We start from the raw sequence: 23,683 nt of genomic DNA, 5'->3' as shown, positions 1-23,683 counted from the left end.
GCGGTGGTCCCGACCGTCAGCCTCATTCGTCCGGGCCACCGATGGGTATGCGGCGTGGTCATTCCGCCGCATTGCCACGCAAGTCGGAAGGCAATCATGAACTCACACCTCTCTTCCCCCGCCCGTTCCCGCCACCGCAAACACGGTCTGCTCGCGCTTGTGGGCACACTCGCCGCCGCAGCCTTGGTGGTGACGCCGTTGACGGCCGCACAAGCGAGCGTCGACGACGGGACCCCGGTGGCCGACGCCAGAATTGGACCGAACACCGAGATCGTCACCAAGGCCCCCGCCGAGGGACTGCGGACCACGGTCTATCTGCCACCCACGGCCATCGTGCCCGACCCCGCAACCCCGTATCCGGACGATGCAGCGGCGGACTTCACCTCGCAGTACGGGTTCATCGGCATCATCACCACCACGTCGGTCGATGACCCGTCCCTGATCGGCGAGATGTACTGCATCTCCGTGCGCACTCCCGCCGCCGCAGGCATCAGCTACCAGTCGGGGACGTGGTCCGAGGCCAACGTGCCGAACCTCGGGTACGTCACCTACATCCTCAACAACTACTTCCCGGCGGTCGCTGCGCCGGCGGGGCTGACGCCCGACCAGCAGGCGGCCGCAGTCCAGGCGGCGATCTGGTACTTCACGGACGGGGTGGTGCTGGGCGCCGATTCGCCTGTTCGCGCTGCCACCGAGGCGATGATCGCGGCCGCCCAGGCCAACGGGCCGGTCACCGAGCCGGCGGCGCCCGAGGTGGCGATCAACCCGGCATCCGTCTCTGCACCCGTGGGGAGCGTGGCAGGCCCCTACGTCGTCACGGTCGAGGGTGCTGCGGCGGTGACCGTGAGCGTGCCGGACGGCTACAAGATGTACCACGACGACGCCGCCACGAAGCCGATCGCGAACGCGAGCAGCGTCCCAGTCCCATCGGAGACAAAATCCATATCCATCTGGATCACCGGGCCAAGGGTGACGGGCGTGGAAACCGTCCTGACCGCCCGAGCCACCGTGACGGTGCAGCGAGGCAGCATCTACCTCTACGACGGCGACACCCCGTTGTACAGCGAGGCGCAGCCGCTGGTCCTCGCCGACACGACGCAGCGGGATGCCGTCGCGACGGCGACGACGGAGTTCTTCACCGAGCTCACCGTCAACAAGGCGTATGCCGGGGGCGCGGTGGGTCAGCAGGGCGCGGCCCAGCTCGTGATCGACTGCGGCCAGGGCTACACGTTCACGCAGGACATCCCCGCGGGGACCAGCGCGACCCAGACCTACAGGTTCCGTGGCATCCCCGTGGGTAACACCTGTACGGTCACCGAGCCGACCACCGGAGCCACCACCGAGGTCGGCGTCACCACCGACGCCCCGCAGACGGGCACGATGGTCGATGCCGGCATCGCGCTGACGGTGACGAACACCGTCGAGCTCAATCCCGGCGCACTCAACGTCGTCAAGGTCATCAACGGCACGGGAGCCGGCCAGCAGTCCGCCATCTCCCTGTCGGTGACATGCGGCAACGGGCTGGCTGAGACCTTCGACATCCCCGCCGGCGCGGCCGCGGGGGAGTACGCGCGGACGTTCGGCGACCTGCCGGCCGGCACGGAGTGCACCGTCGCGGAGCGGGAGGCCGGTGGCAACAGCTCGGTGAGCGTCGCCGCTGACGACCCGGTGACGGTGACGATCGCGCCGGGGGCGATCACGGATGCCAGGCTGATCAACACCGTGCAGCCGGCGCAGACCGCCCCGAGCGGTGGCGGGCAGAGCACCCCGAGCGGTGGCGGGCAGAGCACCCCGAGCGGTGGCGCCGAGGGCACCCCGAGCGGTGGCGCGCACGGGACCCCGAGCGGGGGCGCGGAGACCACCGCGAGCGGGGGCGCGCTGGCGATGTCGGGAGGCGACGCGCCGATGCCGTTGCTGGGGCTGGCTGCGGGCGTGATCGGTCTCGGTGTGCTGCTGATGGTGGCCGTCCAGGCGAACCGTCGCAACGCCGAATGAGATGAGGGTGGGGCGGATACCGCGGCATCCGCCAGTCCGCCGCACTGCGAAGAATTCGGAAGGCAATCATGAACTCACCATTCTCTTCCCCCGCCCGTTCCCGCCACCGCAAACACGGTCTGCTCGCGGTCGTGGGCACATTCGCCGCGGCAGCCTTGGTGGCGACGCCGTTGACGGCCGCACAAGCGAGCATCGACGACGCGACCCCGGTGGCGGACGCCGGCAGGGGATCGAACACCGAGATCGTCACCACAGGCATCGACGAGGGATTGCGGACCACGGGCTATCTGCCCCCCACGGCCATCGTGCCCGATCCCGCAGCCCCGTATCCGGACGGCCCACCGGCGGACTACACCTCACGGACGGGGTTCATCGGCATCATCACCACGAAGTCGGTCGATGACCCGTCCAGCACCGGCGAGATGTACTGCATCGCCGCACGCACTCCCACCGCCGTCGACATCGGCTACCAGTCGGGGACGTGGTCGGAGGCCAATGTGCCGAACATCGGTTACGTCACCTACATCCTCAACAACTACTTCCCGGCGGTCGATGCGCCCGCAGGGCTGACGCCCGACGAGCAAGCGGCCGCCACCCAGGCGGCGATCTGGTACTTCACGGACGGGCTGGTGCTGGGCGCGGAGTCGCCTGTGGTTCGCGCTGCCACCGCGGCGATGATCGCGGACGCCCAGGCCAACGGGCCGGTCACCGAGCCGGCGGCGCCCGAGGTGGCGATCAACCCGGCATCCGTCTCCGCACCCGCGGGGAGCGTGGCAGGCCCCTACGTCGTCACGGTCGAGGGTGCTGAGGCGGTGACCGTGAGCGTGCCCGACGACTACACGATGTACCACGACGCCGACGCCACGAAGCCGATCGCGAACGGGAGCAGCGTCCCGTCGGAGACATCCATCTGGATCACCGGGCCAGGGGTGCCGGGCGTGGAAACCGTCCTGACCGCCCGAGCCACCGTGACGGTGCAGCGAGGCAGCATCTACCTCTACGACGGCAACACCCCGTCGTACAGCGAGGCGCAGCCGCTGGTCCTCGCCGACACGACGCAGCGGGAGGCCGTCGCGACGGCGACGACGGAGTTCTTCACCGCCGGCGAGCTCAATCCCGGCGCACTCAACGTCGTCAAGGTCATCGACGGCGCGGGGGCCGGCCAGCAGTCCGCGATCTCCCTGTCGGTGATCTGCGAGAACGGGTTGGCCGAGACCTTCGACATCCCCGCCGGTACGGCTGCGGGGGAGTATGTGCGGACGTTCGGCGACCTTCCCGCCGGTACCGAGTGCACCGTCGCGGAGCGGGAGGCCGGTGGCAACAGCTCGGTGAGCGTGGTCGCTGACGACCCGGTGACGGTGACGATCGCACCGGGGGCAGCCACGGAGGCCAGGCTGACCAACACAGTGGAGCCGGTGAAGGCCGTGCCCGGTGGCGCGGTGTCGATGTCAGGAGGCGACGCGCTGGCGAAGACGGGAGGCGACGCGCCGACGCCGCTGCTGGCGCTGGCAGCGGGCGTGATCGGTCTCGGAGTGCTGCTGATGGCGGCCGTCCGAGCGAAGCGCCGCAGGGCCGAGTGAGGTGAGGGTGGGGTGGATGCCGCGGCGTCCGCCCCACCCGCCACCGCGAAATGAGGGTCCTGCGCCCTGAGCGTACTCAGCATTCCCTGTGCTTGCCGGTGTGTATGGTGTGCACGGATAGAAAGGCGGCCACCGTGGCACAGGGCAAGAAGCTCGTCATCGTCGAGTCCCCGACGAAGATGAAGTCGATCCAGGGATACCTGGGCGATGACTATGAGGTGCTCAGCTCGGTGGGCCACATCCGCGATCTCGCGGATAAGAAGGACATCCCGGCGGACAAGAAGGCCGCCTACGGCAAGTACTCGATCGACGTCGACAACGACTTCGATCCGCTCTACGTCGTCAACGACCGCAAGACCAAGACGGTCGCCGAACTCAAGCGCGCACTGAAGGGTGCCGCCGAAGTGCTGCTCGCCACTGATGAGGACCGCGAGGGCGAGGCCATCGCGTGGCACCTCCTCGAGGTGCTCAAGCCCAAGGTGCCGGTCAAGCGCATGGTGTTCCACGAGATCACCAAGGACGCCATCCAGGCGGCCGCCGAGAACACCCGGGAACTGGACCACGCGCTCGTCGACGCGCAGGAGACCCGCCGGGTGCTCGACCGCCTCTACGGCTGGGACGTCTCGCCGGTGCTGTGGCGCAAGATCGGCAGTGGCCGCGAAGGGCAGGCGCTCAGCGCCGGCCGCGTGCAGTCCGCCGCGACCCGCATGGTCGTCGAGCGTGAGCGTGAGCGCATGGCGTTCGTCTCCGCGTCGTACTGGGACGTCGAGGCCACCGCCGCCAAGGACGGCGCGAGCTTCGGCACGCGCCTGGCCCGCGTCGACGGTCTGCCGCTGGCCCGCGGCACCGACTTCGACGACCGCGGTGAGCTGAAGAAGGCCGTCATCGTCTTCGATGAGAAGCAGGCGCGGGAACTGGCCGAGGCCATCGCCGCGAAAGCCACGGCATCCGTCACCTCCGTCGACTCCAAGCCCGGCACCCGCAGCCCGAAGGCGCCGTTCACGACGTCGACGATGCAGCAGGAAGCCGGCCGCAAGCTCTCGATGAGCGCGAAGCACGCCATGAGCGTTGCCCAGCGGCTCTACGAAAAGGGCTTCATCACTTATATGCGTACCGACTCGACGGCGCTGAGCACGCAGGCGATCGAGGCGGCCCGGGCGCAGGCGACGGCGCTGTACGGCGCGGCATCCGTGCCCGACAAGCCCCGCGAATACCGCAGCAAGAGCCGCAACGCCCAGGAGGCGCACGAGGCGATCCGCCCCTCCGGCGAGCAGTTCCGCACGCCGGCATCCGTGGCGGGCGAGCTCGACCGCGACGAGGCGCGCCTGTACGACCTCATCTGGAAGCGCACTGTCGCGAGCCAGATGGCCGACGCCAAGTACGAGACCACCACGGTCGTCCTCACCGCCACCGCGGCCGGCCGCAGCGCCGAGTTCACCGCGTCGGGCACCGTTTACACGTTCAAGGGCTTCCTCGAGGCGTACGAAGAGGGCCGTGACGAGAAGCGCAGCGACGCCGACCGTGACGCCGACCAGTCGCTGCCCATCCTCGCCGTCGGCGACACCCTGTCGCTGCGCGAGGTGGAGCCCAAGGGCCACGCCACGAGCCCCAAGCCCCGCTACACCGAGGCGAGCCTGGTCAAGGCGCTGGAGGAGAAGGGCATCGGCCGCCCGTCGACCTTCGCCAGCATCATCGATGTCATCCTCGACCGCGGCTACGTCACCAAGCGCGGCCAGGCACTCGTGCCCAGCTGGCTGTCGTTCAGCGTCGTGCGTCTGCTCGAGCAGTACTTCGCCGACCTGGTCGACTACGACTTCACCGCCGCGCTGGAAGACGACCTCGACGCCATCGCCCGCGGCGAGCAGCAGCGGGTCGCGTGGCTGAAGGACTTCTACTACGGCTCCAAGGACCACGTGGGCCTGCGTCACATCGTCGACAACCTCGGCGACATCGATGCGCGCGAACTCAACTCCACGCCCATCGGCGACGTGGCCACGCTCCGCTTCGGCAAGTACGGGCCGTATCTGGAGGTCCCCGACCCCAGCGGCGACCCCGAGGCCAAGCCCCGCATCGTCAACGTCCCCGACGAGCTCGCCCCCGACGAGCTGACTCCCGCCCGCGCACAGGAGCTCATCGACGCTCCGGTGGCCGGGGACCGGGTGCTGGGGGAGAACCCCGACAACGGCAAGCTGGTCGTCGTGAAGGACGGCCGATTCGGCCCGTACGTGCAGGAAGTGGAGCCGGTCGATCCGGATGCCGTCGACGCCGAGACCGGAGTTGTCGAAGAGGCGCCCAAGAAGAAGACCACGCGCAAGAAGGCGGATGCCGCCCCGAAGCCGCGCACCGCGTCGCTGTTCAAGAGCATGTCGGTCGAGACGGTCGACCTGAACACCGCGCTGAAGCTGCTCGCGCTGCCCCGCGTCGTGGGTGTGGACCCCGAAACGGGCGCCGAGATCACCGCGCAGAACGGCAGGTACGGCCCGTACCTGAAGAAGGGCACCGACTCGCGCACGCTGCAGAGCGAGGACCAGCTCTTCGACATCACCCTCGACGAGGCCCTCGCCGTGTACGCGCAGCCGAAGTACGGCGCCCGCGGCGCGTCCAGCGCGCTCAAGGAATTCGAGGCCGACCCGGTCAGCGGCAAGCCGATCAAGCTGAAGGACGGCCGCTTCGGTCCGTACGTCACCGACGGCACGACCAACGCCACCATCCCGCGCGGCGAGAACGCCGAAGAGATCACCTTCGAGCGCGCCGTCGAGCTGTTGGCCGACAAGCGCGCGAAGGGACCGGCGCCCAAGCGCGCCACCGCCCGCAAGGCTGCGCCGCGTAAGGCCGCGGCCAAGAAGTGAGCGCCGCGGGTCTCTGGGTCACGTTCGAAGGTGGCGACGGGGCCGGAAAGACCACCCAGGCCGGCCTGCTGCACGAGTGGCTGCAGGCGCAGGGGCGCACCGTCGTGCGCACCCGGGAACCGGGCGGCACCGAGGTCGGAGTGCTGGTGCGCGACATCGTGCTGCACCACCGCGGGGACATCGCGCCGCGCGCCGAGGCGCTGCTGTACGCGGCCGACCGCGCGCATCACGTCGCGACCCTCGTTCGTCCCGCGCTCGAGCGCGGCGACGTCGTGATCCAGGACCGCTACCTCGACTCCTCCGTCGCCTATCAGGGCGCCGGGCGGGTGCTGGATGCCGGTGAGGTGCGCGACCTGTCGCTGTGGGCGACAGAGGGCGCCCTGCCCGATGTCACGGTGCTGCTGGATCTGGACCCGGTCGCCGCGCGCACCCGCCTCGACGCCGACGACAAGCCGTTCGACCGGCTTGAAGCCGAGCTCACCGAGTTCCACGAGCGGGTCCGGGCCGGGTTCCTGGAGCTTGCGGCATCCGAACCCGACCGCTTCCTCGTCGTGGATGCCCTGCTGCCCGTCGACGAGATCGCCGCGCGGGTGCAGGCCCGCATCTCGGCCGCGCTGTCCTGACCGGGGCCGTCGTGTCGATGCCCGTCGATAAGCTGGAGCCCATGGAATCCGCCCCCACCGTGCACTCATTGCCATGGGGGGAGATCTGGGGGCAGGACGAGGCGGTCGCGCAGCTGCAGGCCGCGGCATCCGATCCCGCCGCGATGACGCACGCGTGGCTCATCACCGGTCCACCCGGATCGGGTCGCTCCACCATCGCGCATGCCTTCGCCGCGCAGCTGATCGCCGACGAGGGCGAAGAGCATGTGATGCGCCAGGTGCTCGGCGGCACCCACCCCGACCTCACGACGCTGCGCGCCGAGGGCGTGATCATCTCGATCAAGGACGCCCGCTCCCTCGTGGAGCGCTCCTACTTCTCGCCGTCGCTGGGCCGGTACCGCGTGATCGTCGTCGAAGACGCCGATCGCATGACCGAGCGCACCTCGAACGTGCTGCTCAAGGCGCTCGAAGAGCCACCTCCGCGCACCGTCTGGGTGCTGTGCGCGCCGAGCGACGCCGACCTGCTGCCGACGATCCGCTCGCGGGTGCGGACGCTGCGCCTGCGCGATCCCGAGATCGCTGACGTGGCGCGCCTCATCGTGCAGCGCACCGGGGTGGACGAGGCGATCGCCGAGCAGTCGGCCCGGCTCGCGCAGCGTCACATCGGCATGGCGCAGCGACTGGCGACGGATGCCGCATCGCGCGCCCGCCGCGAGCAGACCTTGCGCGCCGTGCTGAGCGTGCGGGGCGTGGGCGATGCCGTGGAGGTCGCCGGCCGCATCGTGCAGGCCGCCACGGAAGACGCCAAGTCGCTCACCGCCGACCGGGACGAGGCCGAACGCGCGTCGCTGCGGCGCACGCTCGGAATCGCCGAGGGCGCCGCCGTGCCGCCGTCGGTGCGGGGGCAGATCAATGCCCTCGAGGACGAACAGAAGCGCCGCGCCACGCGCAGCCTGCGCGACGGCATCGACCGGGTGCTCACCGACCTGCAGTCGCTGTACCGTGACACCCTGATGCTGCAGTTCGGCCGCGACGGCGACCTGATCAACCGCGAACTCGAAGCCGACCTGCGCGCCCTCGCCGCGGCGTGGACCATGCAGCGCACCCTCACCGTGCTCGACCAGATCGCCGTCACCCGCACCAACCTCGAGCAGAACGCCGCGCCGGTGCTCGCGCTCGAGAGCATGCTCGTCACCGTCGCCAGCGGAAGGACCCCGTGAGCATTCGCCGCCGTCTCCTGCTCGTCACCTCGTCACTCGCCGCGCTCACGCTCGCCCTCACCGGGTGTCTGTCGGCGATGATCCCCGACGAGGCCCAGCCTTCGCCGGGGCCGAGCCGTGCTCCCGTCGTCGACGGCGTCTCTGCCGAGCTGCTGCCGTTCTACGAGCAGGCCGTCGACTGGCAGCCCTGCGACGGCGTCGACGGCGGGTACTACGACTGCGCCACCGTCACCGCACCGCTGAACTGGGACGAACCAGGCGACGGCGAGATCGACCTGGCCGTCATCCGCCGCCACTCCGACTCGGGTGAGCCCATCGCATCGCTGCTGACCAACCCCGGCGGACCGGGAGCCAGCGGCGTCGCGCTCGTGCGTGATTCGGCGAGTTTCGCCACCGGTGAGGCGCTGCGGCAGAACTACGACGTCATCGGCTTCGACCCGCGCGGGGTGGGGGAATCCACCGCCGTGCGCTGCTTCGACGCCGCCGAGATGGACGCGTACCTGTACGACCTGCCGCAGAACCCACGCGGCTCCGTCGAATGGGAAGAAGAACTCACCGACCGCAACGCCGAGTTCGCCGAGTCCTGCGAAGCGAACAGCGACGGCATCCTCCCGTACATCACCACGATCCAGGCCGCGCACGACCTCGACCTGCTGCGCGGCGTGCTCGGTGACCACCAGCTGCATTACCTCGGCTACTCGTACGGGACGTTCCTCGGCGCCACCTACGCCAAGCTCTACCCGGAGCGGGTGGGCCGGCTGGTGCTCGACGGCGCCATCGATCCCGCCGTATCAGGGCTGGAGGTCGGCATCACCCAGGCGGTCGGTTTCGAGTCGGCACTGCGCGCGTTCATGGCCGCGTGTCTCGAGGGTCAGGACTGCCCCTTCCGCGGCACGGTCGATGATGCCATGGCCGACCTCGGCACGCTTCTGGCCAGCGTCGACGCACGCCCGTTGCAGGGAGCGGACGGCAGGCAGCTGGGAGCGGATTCGCTCATGACCGGCATCATCGCCGCGCTGTACGCGCAGGGCAGCTGGCCCTTCCTCATCGACGCGCTTGCCGACGCACTCGAGGGCAACCCCGACCTCGCGCTGCAGTTGGCCGACTTCTACAACGGGCGCCAGGGCGGGGTCTACACCGACAACTCGACCGAGGCGTTCCGGGCGTACAACTGCATGGACTACCCGGTGAGCGACGGCACCGAAGAGGCCGCCGCCGAAACGCTGCTGAACGCGCAGGCGCCGACGGTGGCGCCGTACTGGAGCGGGCCGGACTCCTGCTCCGTGTGGCCCTACCCGCCCACCGGCGTGCGCGAGCCGATCGCGGCAGAGGGTGCACCGCCGATCGTGGTGGTCGGCAGCACCAACGACCCCGCCACGCCGTACGAGTGGTCGGTGTCGCTGGCGAACCAGCTGGCCTCGGGTGTGCTCGTCACGCGCGTGGGCGAGGGACACACTGGCTACAACAAGGGCAACGCCTGTGTGGATGCCGCCGTCGAGGCGTATCTCGTGGACGGCACCGTGCCCGAGGACGGCCTGCGTTGCGAGTGATCCGCCGGTTCGCGAGCGCACTTTCGGCCATGTAAGATCGATGATCGTGCACCGCGCAAGCGGAGTACGCCACCTTAGCTCAGACGGCAGAGCGATTCACTCGTAATGAATAGGTCAAGGGTTCGATTCCCTTAGGTGGCTCTGACCGAAAGTGGGGCTCTTCGGAGCCCCATTTTCGTATCGGGTGATCGAGCGCGCAGGGGGACTCATGGATGCCGCGCTCGACGCGATCCTCGAGATCTTCAGCTGGGTTGGCCTCGGCGCCGGCGCGCTGGTCGGACTCGTCGCCCTCGTGCTGTGGGCGGTGGACGGATCGTGGCTTCCCACCCGCGGTGTCGTGGACCAGGACGAGGACCGCACCGTCGTCCGCTGGTTCGACGATGACGGGGGAGTGGGCGGCGCTGTCGCCAGCCACGCCGACGCGGAGCGCCTCGCCGGCGAGTCGATGGTCGACATCTGGTACCGGCACGGCTCCCGCGACCGCTTCCGATTGACGCACCACTCACCCGGTGTGCGCGCCGCCGCCTGGCTGGCCGCGGGGCTCGCGATGCTCGGGGTGCTGGCGTTCGCGGCATCCGGAATTCTTCTGTTCGTTCGCGGCTGAGGTCGCCCGGTGGCGATCTCGGTGATCGCTAGATAAGCTAGCAATATGGCAAATGAGCGAACCGTGCCGCGCTGGTTGCGCATCGGAATTCCGGCGATCCTGGTGCTGGTGTGGCTGATCGGCGGTTCGATCGGCGGCCCGTACTTCGGCAAGGTCGACGAGGTCGCGATCAACGACCGCTCCGCCTACCTGCCTTCCAGCGCCGACGCGACGCAGGTGAACGAGCGACTGGGGGCGTTCCTCGGCGATGACAGCGTGCCCGCCCTGGTCGTGGCCACCGGCGACGGCGAGCTGACCGAAGAGCAGCTGGCCGAACTCGGCGAGGTTGCCGCGGGCCTGGCCGACCTCGACGCAGTGGCCGGTGAGGTCTCGCCCGCGGTGCCGTCCGAGGACGGCGAGGCAGTGCAGATCTTCGTGCCGTTGGATGCCGACGCCGAGCTCGCCGACGCCGTCACCGAGCTGCGTCAGCACCTCGTCGACGTGGCACCAGCCGGCATCGAAACGTGGGTGACCGGCCCCGCCGGGTTCTCCGCGGACCTCGTCGAAGGGTTCCTCGGCATCGACGGGATCCTGCTGGCGGTCGCGCTCATCGCCGTGTTCGTCATCCTCATCATCGTTTACCGGTCGCCGCTGCTGCCGGTGCTCGTGCTGCTGACCAGCGTGTTCGCGCTGTGCGTGGCGCTGCTGACGGTGTGGTGGCTCGCGAAGGCGGGCATCTTCGTGCTCAACGGGCAGGTACAGGGGATCTTGTTCATCCTCGTGATCGGCGCGGCCACCGACTATGCGCTGCTGTACGTCGCGCGCTTCCGGGAGGCGCTCGCCTCGGGCAAGCATCGGTGGGAAGCGACGATGGCGGCTTGGCGTGGGGCGTTCGAGCCGATCCTGGCCTCCGGCGGCACCGTGATCGCGGGGCTGCTGTGCCTGTTGCTCAGTGACCTCGCCACGAACCGGGCGCTCGGCCCGATCGCGTCGATCGGCATCGCGTTCGCGATGCTGTCGGCTCTCACCTTCCTGCCGGCGATGTTGGCGCTCACCGGGCGGGCGGCGTTCTGGCCGTTCGCTCCCAAGCCCGACGCGCTCGGCATCCCGGATGACTTCACCCAGCCGCAGAAGGGACTGTGGCCCCGCCAGGCCCGGTTCGTCTCGCGGCATCCGCGTGCCGTGTGGATCGTCTCCACGCTGGTGCTGCTGGCCGCGTGCTTCGGGGTCACCCAGCTGAAGGCCGATGGAGTGCCCTCGAGCGACCTCGTGCTCGGTGCGTCCGAAGCCCGCGACGGGCAGGACGAGCTCGTCGAGCACTTTCCGGGGGGCTCCGGCAGCCCGGTGTACGTGATCCTCCCGGAGGATCAGCTCGCCGCAGGTGTCGAGGTGCTCACCGCCAACGACGGCATCGACTCGGTCGCCGTGGCGTCGGAGGATTCGCCCAACGGTCAGGCGGGCGTGGCCTTGGAGGGTGGGGACGTCGTCTTCACCGCGATGGGTCCCCCCGGAACGCCCGTGCCGGCGCCCACCGTGGCCGAGGGCGACGTGCTGCTCGTTGCGACCCTGACCGACACCGCCGACTCGATCGCCGCGGAGGACGTCGTGCGCGACCTGCGCACCGAGCTCACCGACACCGTCGGCAGCGACGTGCTGGTGGGTGGCGAGACGGCGACCGACGTCGACACCAACGACACGTCGATCCGCGACCGCACGCTGATCATCCCGATCATCCTGCTGGTGATCCTGATCATCCTCATCGCGCTGCTGCGATCGCTGCTCGCGCCGGTGCTGCTGATCGGCACCGTCATATTGTCGTTCGGCTCCGCGCTGGGGGTGAGCGCGCTGGTCTTCAACGGGATCTTCGACTTCCCCGGGGCCGATCCCGCCGTCCCGCTGTACGGGTTCGTGTTCCTCGTCGCGCTCGGCATCGACTACAACATCTTCCTCATGACGCGCGTGCGGGAGGAGTCCCTCGCGCACGGCACCCGCCTCGGCATCCTGCGGGGGCTCGTCGCCACCGGCGGGGTGATCACCTCTGCCGGGCTCGTGCTCGCAGCGACCTTCGCCGCGCTGGGCGTTATCCCGATCCTATTCCTCGCGCAGCTGGCGTTCATCGTCGCGTTCGGCGTGCTGCTGGACACGTTCATCGTGCGGTCGCTGCTGGTGCCGGCGCTGTCGTATGACATCGGCCGGGCCATCTGGTGGCCGTCGAAGCTGTGGCGCAACGACATCGGCGGGCGGCAACGGGCTGCGGGTGAGGTCGGCGCCGGCGCCGGCGGCGCTGGCGCTGGCGGCGGCGCTCCCGCCGAGCACAACGTCGCCAAACCGGCGCCGACAGGGGCCACCCGCCGCTCCTTGCGCCGTCGCTGACCCGGATTAGCGACGTTGTGCACGCGCGCGACGGCGTACCCTAGCGAGCATGAGTAAGGCACTGTTCATCGTCGACGTGCAGAACGACTTCACCGAGGGCGGCGCGCTGGCCGTGCAGGGCGGTGACGCGGTCGCCGAGGCGATCACCCGGCACCTCGCCGCCAACCCCGACGGCTACGACCTGGTCATCGCCTCCCGCGACTGGCACGATGCCGACGGCGACAACGGCGGGCACTTCGCCCGCGGCGAGCCCGACTTCGTGGACACCTGGCCGCCGCACTGCGTCGCCGGCACCGAGGGCGCCGAATACGACCCCGGCCTGGTCACCGACGCCGTCACCCACCACGTGAAGAAGGGGCAGGGCGTTCCCGCTTATTCGCTGTTCGAGGGCAGCACCGAAGAGGGCGAGTCCGTCGCGGAGCTGTTGACCGCTCGCGGCATCCTGGAGGTCGATGTCGTCGGACTGGCGACGGATTATTGCGTGCGGGCGTCGGCGCTGGATGCCATCGCTCACGGCATCCGGGTGCGCGTGCTGACCGACCTGGTCGCCGGCGTCGCACCGGAGTCGAGCGATGCCGCGCTGGCCGAGCTCGCCCACGCCGGCGCCGAGCTGGCCGAGTCCGGCGCCTGAGCCGCGCCTGCCGGCGCGGTGTTGCCGAGCTGCGGAGATCGGCCGAGCTGAGGGTGGATGCCGCGCCGCGGCCCGCGCCCGGGCGGATCTCCTCTCCCCGGTAACCCGAGGCCGGAGCCGCGCCCGATTCGCCGAAATGCGGGGATCGGCCGAAGTGAGGGCGGATGCCGCGCTGCGGCCCGCGCCCGGGCAGATCTCCTCGCCTCGGCAGCGCGCGGTCCTCGAAATCGCAACCTACGGGACGGACGTCGGAAGGTGTATTCTCGCGCCCAACTCCAAGCCGTGTGGGGGCGAGTCCGTGGAGGGCATCGTGGCTGAAGAAGAGGTTTCGCGGGGGCGAAGGCTCCGGTCCTGGGTGCTCGGTCACCTGGACGGTATCGTCACGGCACTCGTCGGTGCGGGAGTGGTGGCCGTCGCCGCCGCGTTCATTGCGCCGCGCCCGGAGCCCATGTGCGACGACCCCGGGGAGTTACAGCGAGTTGTGCCTGTGCCTGTGGAAGCCTCCAGCACTTATACCGAACCGGGCTATGAGGCGAGCAATCTCATTGATGGGGATCTCAATTCCGCGTGGATTGAGGGGATGGCGGACCACGGGGAGGGCGTGACCCTGCGGGTTGAGCTGCCTACCGACACCGATCTGGCATTGGTCTGCCTGGCCAACGGATGGGCGAGGAGCGAGGCGCTTTTCGCGCGGAACGCCACGCTGGCCACGGTCGAGGCGGCGACCGAACATGGTGTGGAACGCAGGTCGCTCCGCGAGAAATCACCGGATGAGCTTCGGGTTCGGCAGTCCATCGCGATCGTGCCAGGCCGCACCGACTTCATCGAGTTCACGCTCGTGTCCGTCCATCTGCCATACGAGCCGGTCTCCGGGGAGCGCGACCTCGCGCTCTCGGAGCTGGAGTTCTGGGCGCGCTGACGTCACCCCAAAGAAGAGCTCGTGGCGCAGGGCGGCTTGGGCACGGCGGGCGCGGACCTGGCCGAGTCCGCTGCCTGAGCCGCGCCCCCCCGGAATTGCCGAGGAGCGGGGATCGGCCGAGCTGAGGGCGGATGCCGCGCCACGGCCCGCGCCCGGGCAGATCTCCTCACCCCGGCAAATCCGCGCCCCCGCACACCCCGAAAACCCGTAGATGCGCTCCCGCGCATATGCGTGGTAGACAGAAATTGGATGGGGGTCCCGCACGATGACGACGCAGCACCGGCCCGACGATGCGCTCGAAGACTTCACAGCACTGCTCCTTGACGACCAGGCAACCTTCGATAACCAAATCGACCCCGATGTCCGGCGCAAAAACCGTCGCCGCGGCCTGATCATCACCACGGTCGTCCTCACGGTGATCCTGGCCTCCGGCGGAGGCTACGTCGGCTGGGCGCTGACCGCGCCGCTGAGCGACCCGGTCGCCACGTCGCAGGCACCCACCGTTCCCATCCCGGCCGCCGCCAGCATTCCGCTGCCGCCCGAGGGTGCCTCGGCGATCGCGATCTCGGGCGCCGACGAGTACCTCGGCGCGACGGCCAGCACCGTGTGGGCCACCAGCGGAACCGACGAGCCCCGCCCGATCGCGAGCATCAGCAAGCTGATCACCGCCCTGGTCGTGCTCGACGCGGTGCCGTTGGCGGATGCCACGGATCCCGGCCCCACGCTCTGGTTCGACAGCGCCGACTACGCGCTGTATGACAAGTACTACCTGATGGGCGCCACCATCGCGGCGATGCCGCGGGGCAGCTCGATGTCGCTGCGCGACGCACTCGCGACGATGCTCATCCCGTCGGCGAGCAACTACGCCGAAGCCGTCGCCGGCTGGGCGTTCGGGTCGCAGAACGGCTTCGTCGGCGCGGCCCGGCGCTGGCTCGACGCCAACGGGCTGACCAGCACCACGATCGTCGAGCCCACCGGCATCAACCCGCGCAACACCAGCACCCCCACCGACCTCATCGCGCTCGGCAGGCTCGCCGCCGCGAACCCCACGATCGCCCAGATCGTGTCCACCCGCGGCCTGACCCTGCCGGGCCCCGGCCCCATGTCCAACACCAACGGGCTGCTCGGCAGCCACGGGATCACCGGGCTCAAGACCGGCACGCTCGACCCCGGCGGCTCGAACCTGCTCTACACCGCGACCCTCGACGTCGGCGCGGCCCAGCCGCTGGAGATCGTCGGTGTCGTGCTCGGCGGCTCCTCACGCGAGGCGGTCAACCACAGTGTGACCAGCCTTCTCGACGGTATCGCCGGCGGCTTTACCCAGGTGCCGCTGGCGGACGAGGGCCAGCAGGTCGGCTCCTACACGACCCCGTGGGGGAGCACCGCGCAGATGGTCCTCAGCGAAGACGCCTCGGTATTCAGCTGGTCGGACACACCCATCACCGTGACGATGGACACCACGACACCCACGACGTGGCAAGACGGCGAGCTGGTCGGCAGCGTCACGTGGACATGCGGCCCGAACACGGTGACCGTTCCGGTGGAGATCGAGGGGAGCATCACACCGCCGGATCACTGGTGGAAGCTCACGCACCCCGACGAACTCGGCTGACGCCCCTGTCCGCGGCTCCAGTTTATCGCCCGGACCGGGGCTTGCGGCAAGGTCCCCGTTGCGGTGCATACTGGGCGATCGCGCGCGTGAAGCCAGGCGCCGCGGTCGAAACGGAGCCGCCCGTGAGTCCAGCCACCGTCAACGCCTTCCACCTCCCCGAACGACTCGCGATGAAGGCGGATGCCGCCCTCATCGCCGCCGATGAAGAGCACTTCACCCGCGTCGCCGAGACGCTGCAACTCTCGCTGGCGCGCGCGACCGCGCGCCTCGACGCCATGCTCAACGCCCCCGGCGGCAAGGGTCAGGCGGCACTCGAGCGCGACCTCGAGATCCACCGCATCAACTCGCAGTTGACCACGCTGCGCCGCTTCGGTCTGGACATGTGCCTCGGCCGCCTCGTGGCATCCGATGGCTCCGCCCCGCTCTACATCGGGCGAATGGGTCTCACCGGGGAGGACGGCCACCCGCTGCTCGTCGACTGGCGCACGCCCGCGGCCGAGCCGTTCTTCGCCGCGACGCACGCTGACCCGATGGGCCTCGTCAGCCGCCGCCGCTACCGCTGGGCCGGCGGTCGGGTGATCGACTACTGGGACGAGGTGTTCACCGCCGACGGCGTGGAGGCCACCGCCGCGGTCGACGAGCAGTCCGCGTTCCTCGCCGGTCTCGGCGGCGCCCGCACGTCGCGGATGCGGGACGTGCTGGCCACCATCCGGGCCGATCAGGATGCCATCATCCGCGCGGGATCCCGCGGTGCGCTCGTCGTCGACGGCGGACCGGGCACCGGCAAGACCGTCGTCGCGCTGCACCGCGCCGCCTACCTGCTCTATGCCGACTCCCGCATCACCCGCGGCAGCGGCGGCGGCGTGCTGGTCGTCGGACCCCACCAGCCGTACTTGGCCTACGTCGAGGATGTGCTGCCGAGCCTCGGCGAGGACCGCGTGCAGTTGTGCACCCTGCGCGACCTCGTCGCCGAGGGCGCGACCGCACTGCCGGAGGCCGATGCCCGCGTCGCGAGCATCAAGGCCGACGGCCGCCTCGTCGACGCGATCGACAACGCCGTCCGGCTGTACGAACAGCCGCCGCTGACCGCCATCGTCGTGGAGACCGACTGGGACGACGTGCGGCTCACCCCCGACGAGTGGGCGGATGCGATGGATGCCGAGCCCGGCCAGCCGCACAACGACGCTCGTGACGAGGTCTGGGATGCGCTGCTCGGCATCCTGACCGCCAAGTTCGACATCCCCGCTGCGCACACGCGGCAGGTGCTGGCGCAGAACGATGCGCTCGCCCGGGCGTTTCACCGGGTGTGGCCGGTGCTCGATCCGCGCGGGCTGGTCGCGACGCTGTGGACCGACGCCGAATTCCTGCGCCGGTGCGCGCCCTGGCTGAGCGACACCGAGTTGACGCTGCTGCAGCGCGACGACGGCCGCGCGTGGACGGCATCCGATCTGCCCTTTCTCGACGCCGCCCAGCGACGGATCGGCGACCCCGGCGCCAGCCACGTGCGCCGCCGGCGCGAGGCCGCGATCGCCGCCGAGCGCGAGTACCGCGCCGACATCGCCGACTACCTGATGCAGTCGTCCGACGACGACCTCGGGCTGATGTCGATCCTGCACGGCGAGGACGTGCAGAACAGCCTGGACGATCACGACGCGCTGCCGCGCACGTCGCCCGACCTGCTCGCCGGGCCGTTCGCGCACGTGATCGTCGACGAGGCGCAGGAGCTGACGGATGCCGAATGGCGGATGCTCCTCAGCCGCTGCCCCTCCCGCAGCTTCACCGTGGTGGGCGACCGCGCGCAGGCGCGGCACGGGTTCACGCAGTCGTGGCCGGAGCGGCTGACGCGGGCCGGGCTGAAGAACATCACGGTGTCGGAACTGACGATCAACTACCGCACGCCCGCCGAGATCATGGCCGAGGCCGAGCAGGTGATCCGCGCGGCCGTGCCGAACGCGAACGTGCCGACGTCGGTGCGTACCGGCGGGGTGCCGGTGCGGCGGGGCACGCGCTCGGAGCTTGGGTCGATCGTGGCGTCGTGGCTGGCGGCGAACGAGGAGGGCACGGCGTGCGTGATCGGCGACCCTACGTTCGAATCCACGGCGCGGGTGCAGTCGCTGACGCCGGAGTTGTCGAAGGGGCTGGAGTTCGACCTGGTGGTGCTGGTCGATCCGTACCGTTTCGGCGAGGGGATCGAGGGGGTCGTCGACCACTATGTCGCGATGACCCGGGCGACGCGGGAGCTCGTCGTGCTGGAGGGGTGACCGGGCTCAAGCCTGCAGCGACTGGGCGAGCATCACGAGGATGCCGCTGGGCCCGCGCACGTAGGTGAGCTTGCCCGGATCGTAGCGAGTGGCCGGGTCAAGAAGCCGCGCGCTGCGCGAGGGTCACCGCTCGCGGACCCAGGTGAAGGCTCCTACGAGGAGCCCTCCACGACCCGGGTGACAGCCGCGAGGGCGAGGTTCGCCGCGGTCTCGTGTGACAGAGCCGTGCCGTCGGCGATCGCCCACACATTCGCGTCGAAGGCGTAGGCGATCGTCGACCCGAGTTCGTCCTCGATGGACATCGAGAACACCGGGATGCCGCCGCGGGTGGTCGCGGTGTACACGGCAGCGGAACTCAGCGCGTCAACCAGGCTCTCGCTCGCGCCGGGAGCGATCAGCGCCACGGAGACGTACGCGCCGGAGTCGGTCTGCGGAACGCCGTAGCTGCAGGCGACGGTGGCGGATGCCGAAGCGAAGGTCTGCCGTGCAACCGGACCGGGTAAGTGGCTCCCGTCAAACTCCTCCAGGTCACCGAAGGCTTCGGCGTTCGGCATCTGCGCGGTGTTCCTGACCTGGTCGAGCGTGAGCAGGTTCGCGCAGTCGGGAAGCGTCGTGACCTCCGCCGTCGCTGGGGTCGGAGTCGGAGTCGGCGTCGGAGTCGGGGTCACGGGCGGGGAGGTCGCCGGACTCGGCGTGTTCGAGCTCGCCGTGTCCGAGCGCTGCGGCGCCGGTTGATTCGTGCATCCGGCGAGCACGGCGGCGACGGCGAGAAGGCCGAGCAGGCTGGGCAGGGTCCGACGCATGGTCTGACTGTGGGGGAGGATGACCTCGCGCGTCAAGACCGGTGTCGCCGAGATCTACTCCCGACCGGAGTCGCCGTGGTCGATGTCGGGCTTGGCCCGGAGCACGTCGGCGATCTCTTCCTCCGGCCGCGGCGCGACCGTCTGGTCGTCCTCGATTTCGGGGATCGTCGACTCGCCCCGATCGGGAACGTGGTCGGGAGAGTGGTGCTCATTCGCGGATGCCATGGGGAGTCCTTTGTTCGGCGACTTCAGGCTACCCACACCCCTGATCTCGCTCCGGGCCTGGCGCCCTCCGGTCAGACACGATAAGCGTCCACCATGAGCGGGCCGCGGATGTCACGCAGCGCCTCGATCAGTCGCTCGACGGTGCGGCGGCTCGTCGTGGCCCCGGTGATGTCGTGCGGCCCGAGCGGCGGCAGCGCGCCCGCGCGCAGGCGCACCACTTCCCAGCCGGCTGCGCGCAGCAGTCGGTCCTTGCGGCGGTCCGTCTCCTCACGCTGTCCGACGTGCTCCAGACCGAACTTGCCGGTCGTGTCGTACTCGACGGCCACGCGCAACTCGGGCAGCAGCATGTCGGGCCACACCTCGAGGTGCTCGAAGAAGGGACGGGAGACGCGCACAGCGTTCATGCCGCCGGTGACGGCAAGCGTGCCGAAGAGGGCGGCGCGGATCTTCTCCTCCGCGGCCGACGCCGGTTTCGGCGCACAGGTGCTGACGAAGGCGGTACCCACCGGGACGTCCGGAGTCTTCGGGCAGACCTGCTTGCGCCGGGGAGCACGTGGCTGTGGCGCGTCGGGGGAGCGCGCCCGGGCCGGGGCGAAGCGCTGCTGCACGGCGCCGGCGGTGCAATCCGGGCACCACGCCGAGCGTCGCCGACGGCCCTCGGGGCGCTCGCGCTGCTCCGTCGGGGTGGCGACGAACAGATGGCCGGCCTCGCACTGCCAGAGCAGCAGCACGTCCGCGGCCGGCGGGATCTGCGACAGCACGATGCCGGCGTTGAGCTCGGGGTGGTACTGCCGCACGAGCATCGGATACGACGCCCACGCGTCGTGATAAGTGCCGACGTCGTACGGCACCGCGCGGCCGCGGGAGAACTGCCGCCGCGCCCACCAATCCTCGATGCGCTCCGTCATGTCACGGAGGGTACGACCCGCCCCCGACATCGCAAGTGCGGTGTCCGCCGTGCGTGGCACGATCCACATCACGGACGATCGGCGGGAGGACGACATGCGGGGCGAGGCCACCGTACTGCACGCCGATCTCGACGCGTTCTACGCGTCGGTCGAGCAGCGCGACGCGCCGGCGCTCCGCGGTCGGCCCGTCATCGTCGGCGGTGGCGTGGTGCTGGCGGCGAGCTATGAGGCGAAGGCGCGAGGAGTGCGCACCGCGATGGGCGGCCGGCAGGCGCGCGAGTTGTGTCCAGATGCCGTTGTCGTGCCGCCGCGCATGGAGGCCTACACCGCTGCCAGCCGTGCCGTGTTCGCGATCTTCCACGAGACCACGCCGCTCGTCGAAGGACTCTCGATCGACGAGGCGTTCCTCGAGGTCGGGGGCCTCCGGCGCCTCGTTGGTACACCCGAGCAGATCGCGGTGCGCCTGCGCGAGCGCGTCCGCCTCGAGGTCGGCCTGCCGACCTCGGTCGGCGTCGCGCGCACCAAGTTCCTCGCCAAAGTCGCCAGCGCCGTCAGCAAGCCCGACGGGCTGCTCGTGGTCGAGCCCGACGGTGAGGAGGCGTTCTTGCTACCCCTCCCCGTCGAGCGACTGTGGGGTGTCGGCGCCGTCACCGCGGACAAGCTGCACCGGCTCGGCATCCGGACCGTCGGTCAACTGGCCGAACTCGAGACCGCGACCGCCGAGCGCTTGCTGGGTGGGGCCGTCGGAGCGCACCTGCACGCGATGGCGCGGTTGCGCGATCCGCGCCCCGTCGTCACGACCAGGCGTCGGGGCTCGATCGGTTCGCAGCGTGCGCTCGGCATCCGCCCGCGCACCGCCGAGGAGCTCGACGTCATCCTGACGCAGATCGTCGACCGGGTCGCGCGCCGCCTGCGCGACGGGGAGCGCGGATGCCGCACTGTCGTGCTGCGGCTGCGGTTCGGGGACTTCACGAAGGCGACGAGGTCGCGCAGCCTGCGGTCGCCGTCCGACCGCACCGCGGTGCTGCTGGCCGTGGCCCGAGCGCTGCTGGATGCCTCGCAGCCCGAGATCGCGGCGCGTGGCATCACCCTGATCGGCATCTCGTTCACGCAGCTGGCGCGCGGGGAGGAGCTTCCGCCCGAGCTGCCCATCGACTGGGGCGATGGCGCGCACCTGGATGCCGTGTTCGACACGGTCCGGGATCGTTTCGGTTCCGCGTCGCTCGGCCGGGCGACCCAGCTCGGGCGCGACCCGGGGTGGTCGACGCCGGTGCTCCCTGAGCACGAGTGACCGGTGCGTGCTCCACCGCGTCCCTACGCTGGGGGCATGGAGATGCGCCCTTCAGAGACGTGGAGCTGCCCGACCTGCGGCGACCAGCTGAAGTTCGAGATCCTCGACGATGAGCGATTCCTCGTCGCCTGGTCGTGTGTCACCTGCGGTCTCATCCGGACGACTGAGCCGATTTGACGGGGCTCGGCGCAGGTGATCTGGCATCCAGGCCCGAGGCGTCGAGCCTCTCGCGGGATCCCTGAGCGGACACTGGTTACGCGATCGTTGACCTACGACTCGCCGGGGGATTGCTCAACGCGTGAAGGACGTGTGACTATTCGGCCGGCTCCGGACATTATGAAGTGTGTCGGAAGACTCGGATGAGGTGGTGTGGCGGCTGGTGCTGTCGGGAGACAGCCGCTGTTACGGCATGATCTGGGACCGGCATCGGGACCGCATCTTCCGGCACCTGGTTGCGAGCGGGAACAGCCCGAGCAATGCCGAGGATCTGACGGCGGCGGCGTTCCTCGAGCTGTGGCGGCGGCGGGGCTCGGTGAGGTTCGTGGATGGTTCTCTGCTGCCCTGGTTGATCGTCACGGCGCAGAACATCTCGAGGAATGCCGCCCGTGCGGCCCGCCGGTACCAGCGGTTCCTCACAGCACTTCCCCCGCCACCGGTGATGCCCGACCCCGCCGACCCGATCGCTGATCGCGATGATGTGCACCTGATCGCTTTGCGTGCTGCGATCGCCGCCGCGCGCCCTGCGGACGCGACGCTTCTCGCCATGACGGCGCTGGAGGGATTCACCACCCGCGAGGCCGCGACCGCGCTCGGACTTTCCGAGTCGGCCGCGAAGATGCGGCTCAGTCGGCTCCGTGCCCGGCTCAGGAGTGCGGTCACTGCACAACCGATCCGTGAAGGAGGCTCGTGATGGTCGACTTCACCCCGAGACGCGCCGACTCGATCAGGGCTGCCCTGATCAATCACGTTGCCGAGAACCGACGGCCGAGACGGCGCCGTGCCCTCTGGGCTGCGGGACTCGTGCTCGCTGGGGCACTGGCCGGTGCCGGGGCGTCGGCGGCCGCTCTTGCCCCCGCTGGCCTCTTCGCACCCGCTGACGTGCAGCCACGTGTACCCAACTATGGGCCTGGACCGGAGTACGTACTCGAGCTGCAGGCAGTCGGCGCCGACGTGGATGAGCCGAAGGACCCGCACGGCACGCTCACCATGCTCGGTCTCAGCCCTGGCGAGCTGCGGCAGTACGAGAACTACCGCGGCCTCAGCATCTGGAGTGGGGAATCGCGCCACGGCACGGCTTGCCTGCTCGTCGCCCACCCCGTGCAGGGACTCCTGGAGGGGATCGGCGACGCACGCTGTTCCCCGGAAGGCCTCGACACCATCGCTGACCTGACGCTGTGCTCCGGGTGCTCAGCCCCGGACGTCTTCGACGGCCTGCCGACAGGCAGTCTGATTCGATTCGTGCTCAAGGGCGACCACGTCGACGTCTACGTATATGTGAGGGCCGCCTATCCGATTTCGTCGTCTGGGTAGGGACGTACCGCGACACTGATCCGGTTCCTGGCATCGAACAGTCAACCGGCTGAGCCGAACCGAAAGGACACGCCGATGGACGAGTCGACAAGTGCAAGGAACAGCGAACCGGCCGGTTGGCAGGCAGCGGGCCGGGTTTCGGATCCGTCCCCGGCTGCGGCGCTCCACACCAAGCCACGAGATCCGCACAAGGCGCAGGTTCGACGGATCCTGCCGTGGGTCGTCACCGCGGCCGCCGTGCTGGTGGCGGGTATCGCAATCGCCGCTCTCCTCATCGACGACGCCAGCGAACCCACACCCGTCGCACAGCTCGCGCCGCAGACCGATTCCGCCCAGGGCACCATTCCGCTGGACGACGAGATCGCCCGCAACTGGGGAGTGACGGAGGCTGACTTCGTCTCGCACGGCTCGTACGGTGACTTGCAGATTTGGAGTACAACAGCGCCGGAGGCGAAGCGGTGCCTCGCGGTGGTCGTGGAGAATCGTATTTCGGTGTTCAACTGTGCCGCGCCGACACTCGACACAATTGCCGATTTCGACATTGACCCCAACTTGGTTCCACCCGCGCCGTCCGGTGAACCTGCGGCAAACGTCCGATTCGTCCTTCACGATGAAATCGTCGACGTGTACCTGGCGCCTAATCCTGAGGGCGGATTCTTCTGACGCCAGTCCTACATGGCCTCCGGTACTCCACGGTCACCGTCAGCGTCGCCGGCGAGGTTGACGATCGGGTTCGGGCGGCGGTGCAGAG

At 69.8% G+C, this 23,683-nt stretch carries 20 protein-coding genes and 1 tRNA gene; 18 read left to right on the top strand and 3 right to left on the bottom strand.

Going from position 1 to position 23,683, the window contains the following annotated elements; translation table 11 throughout:
• The first annotated feature begins 96 nt into the window (after positions 1-96).
• The 13 genes from QNO11_RS11515 to helR all read left to right on the top strand — a co-directional run bounded on the left by QNO11_RS11515 (position 97) and on the right by helR (position 18,175).
• The gene (locus tag QNO11_RS11515) at positions 97-1,995 is read left to right on the top strand and encodes a DUF5979 domain-containing protein (RefSeq protein ID WP_257508143.1); all 1,899 of its coding nucleotides are present in this window, start codon (positions 97-99) and stop codon (positions 1,993-1,995) included.
• A 68-nt stretch (positions 1,996-2,063) separates the two neighbouring features.
• Positions 2,064-3,575: a thioester domain-containing protein gene (locus tag QNO11_RS11510; RefSeq protein ID WP_257508144.1), complete on the top strand. Its 1,512-nt coding sequence runs from the start codon at positions 2,064-2,066 to the stop codon at positions 3,573-3,575.
• A 134-nt stretch (positions 3,576-3,709) separates the two neighbouring features.
• On the top strand, positions 3,710-6,424 hold the full coding sequence (gene topA / locus QNO11_RS11505) for a type I DNA topoisomerase (protein WP_257508145.1): 2,715 nt from the start codon (positions 3,710-3,712) through the stop codon (positions 6,422-6,424).
• Entirely contained in the window at positions 6,421-7,047 is a 627-nt protein-coding gene (gene tmk, locus QNO11_RS11500; protein WP_257508146.1) for a dTMP kinase, read from the top strand. The genes topA and tmk overlap by 4 nt, the downstream gene beginning before the upstream one ends.
• A 41-nt stretch (positions 7,048-7,088) precedes the next feature.
• Positions 7,089-8,246, top strand: coding sequence for a DNA polymerase III subunit delta' (locus QNO11_RS11495; protein WP_257508147.1), 1,158 nt, complete (start codon positions 7,089-7,091; stop codon positions 8,244-8,246).
• Complete coding sequence (locus QNO11_RS11490; protein ID WP_257508148.1) at positions 8,243-9,796, top strand: alpha/beta hydrolase; 1,554 nt, start codon at positions 8,243-8,245, stop codon at positions 9,794-9,796. Before QNO11_RS11495 ends, QNO11_RS11490 begins: the two co-directional genes overlap by 4 nt.
• A gap of 68 nt (positions 9,797-9,864) precedes the next feature.
• A tRNA-Thr gene (locus QNO11_RS11485) sits at positions 9,865-9,937 on the top strand.
• Between the two features lie 43 nt (positions 9,938-9,980).
• The gene (locus QNO11_RS11480) at positions 9,981-10,400 is read left to right on the top strand and encodes a hypothetical protein (protein WP_257508149.1); all 420 of its coding nucleotides are present in this window, start codon (positions 9,981-9,983) and stop codon (positions 10,398-10,400) included.
• Between the two features lie 45 nt (positions 10,401-10,445).
• Positions 10,446-12,752: an MMPL family transporter gene (locus tag QNO11_RS11475; protein ID WP_257508150.1), complete on the top strand. Its 2,307-nt coding sequence runs from the start codon at positions 10,446-10,448 to the stop codon at positions 12,750-12,752.
• 49 nt (positions 12,753-12,801) lie between these two features.
• Positions 12,802-13,383, top strand: a complete 582-nt coding sequence (locus tag QNO11_RS11470) for an isochorismatase family protein (protein WP_257508151.1) — start codon at positions 12,802-12,804, stop codon at positions 13,381-13,383.
• Between the two features lie 310 nt (positions 13,384-13,693).
• Positions 13,694-14,302, top strand: coding sequence for an NADase-type glycan-binding domain-containing protein (locus QNO11_RS11465; RefSeq protein ID WP_257508152.1), 609 nt, complete (start codon positions 13,694-13,696; stop codon positions 14,300-14,302).
• A 265-nt stretch (positions 14,303-14,567) separates the two neighbouring features.
• Complete coding sequence (locus QNO11_RS11460; RefSeq protein WP_257508153.1) at positions 14,568-15,914, top strand: D-alanyl-D-alanine carboxypeptidase family protein; 1,347 nt, start codon at positions 14,568-14,570, stop codon at positions 15,912-15,914.
• A 122-nt stretch (positions 15,915-16,036) separates the two neighbouring features.
• On the top strand, positions 16,037-18,175 hold the full coding sequence (helR, locus tag QNO11_RS11455; protein ID WP_257508154.1) for an RNA polymerase recycling motor ATPase HelR: 2,139 nt from the start codon (positions 16,037-16,039) through the stop codon (positions 18,173-18,175).
• Between the two features lie 152 nt (positions 18,176-18,327).
• Here the strand turns inward: helR and QNO11_RS11450 are convergent, their stop codons facing one another.
• From QNO11_RS11450 to QNO11_RS11440, 3 genes are all read right to left on the bottom strand, one after another.
• Entirely contained in the window at positions 18,328-18,978 is a 651-nt protein-coding gene (locus QNO11_RS11450; RefSeq protein WP_257508155.1) for a hypothetical protein, read from the bottom strand.
• A gap of 54 nt (positions 18,979-19,032) precedes the next feature.
• The gene (locus QNO11_RS11445; RefSeq protein ID WP_257508156.1) at positions 19,033-19,203 is read right to left on the bottom strand and encodes a hypothetical protein; all 171 of its coding nucleotides are present in this window, start codon (positions 19,201-19,203) and stop codon (positions 19,033-19,035) included.
• A gap of 71 nt (positions 19,204-19,274) precedes the next feature.
• Complete coding sequence (locus tag QNO11_RS11440; RefSeq protein ID WP_257508157.1) at positions 19,275-20,111, bottom strand: zinc-ribbon domain-containing protein; 837 nt, start codon at positions 20,109-20,111, stop codon at positions 19,275-19,277.
• A gap of 94 nt (positions 20,112-20,205) precedes the next feature.
• Here QNO11_RS11440 and dinB point away from each other — a divergent pair, with 94 nt between their 5' ends.
• The 5 genes from dinB to QNO11_RS11415 all read left to right on the top strand — a co-directional run bounded on the left by dinB (position 20,206) and on the right by QNO11_RS11415 (position 23,595).
• On the top strand, positions 20,206-21,402 hold the full coding sequence (dinB, locus tag QNO11_RS11435; protein WP_257508737.1) for a DNA polymerase IV: 1,197 nt from the start codon (positions 20,206-20,208) through the stop codon (positions 21,400-21,402).
• Between the two features lie 36 nt (positions 21,403-21,438).
• The gene (locus QNO11_RS11430; RefSeq protein WP_257508158.1) at positions 21,439-21,579 is read left to right on the top strand and encodes a hypothetical protein; all 141 of its coding nucleotides are present in this window, start codon (positions 21,439-21,441) and stop codon (positions 21,577-21,579) included.
• A 166-nt stretch (positions 21,580-21,745) separates the two neighbouring features.
• Positions 21,746-22,312: an RNA polymerase sigma factor gene (locus QNO11_RS11425; protein WP_257508159.1), complete on the top strand. Its 567-nt coding sequence runs from the start codon at positions 21,746-21,748 to the stop codon at positions 22,310-22,312.
• A complete protein-coding gene (locus QNO11_RS11420) occupies positions 22,312-22,932 on the top strand; it encodes a hypothetical protein (protein WP_257508160.1) in 621 nt (206 codons plus the stop codon). The genes QNO11_RS11425 and QNO11_RS11420 overlap by 1 nt, the downstream gene beginning before the upstream one ends.
• A 75-nt stretch (positions 22,933-23,007) precedes the next feature.
• A complete protein-coding gene (locus QNO11_RS11415; RefSeq protein WP_257508161.1) occupies positions 23,008-23,595 on the top strand; it encodes a hypothetical protein in 588 nt (195 codons plus the stop codon).
• The last annotated feature ends 88 nt before the right edge of the window (positions 23,596-23,683 follow it).

It is taken from the genome of Microbacterium sp. zg-B96, assembly GCF_030246865.1.
Taxonomy (GTDB): domain Bacteria; phylum Actinomycetota; class Actinomycetes; order Actinomycetales; family Microbacteriaceae; genus Microbacterium.
This window is presented reverse-complemented; position numbering and strand designations above follow the sequence as displayed.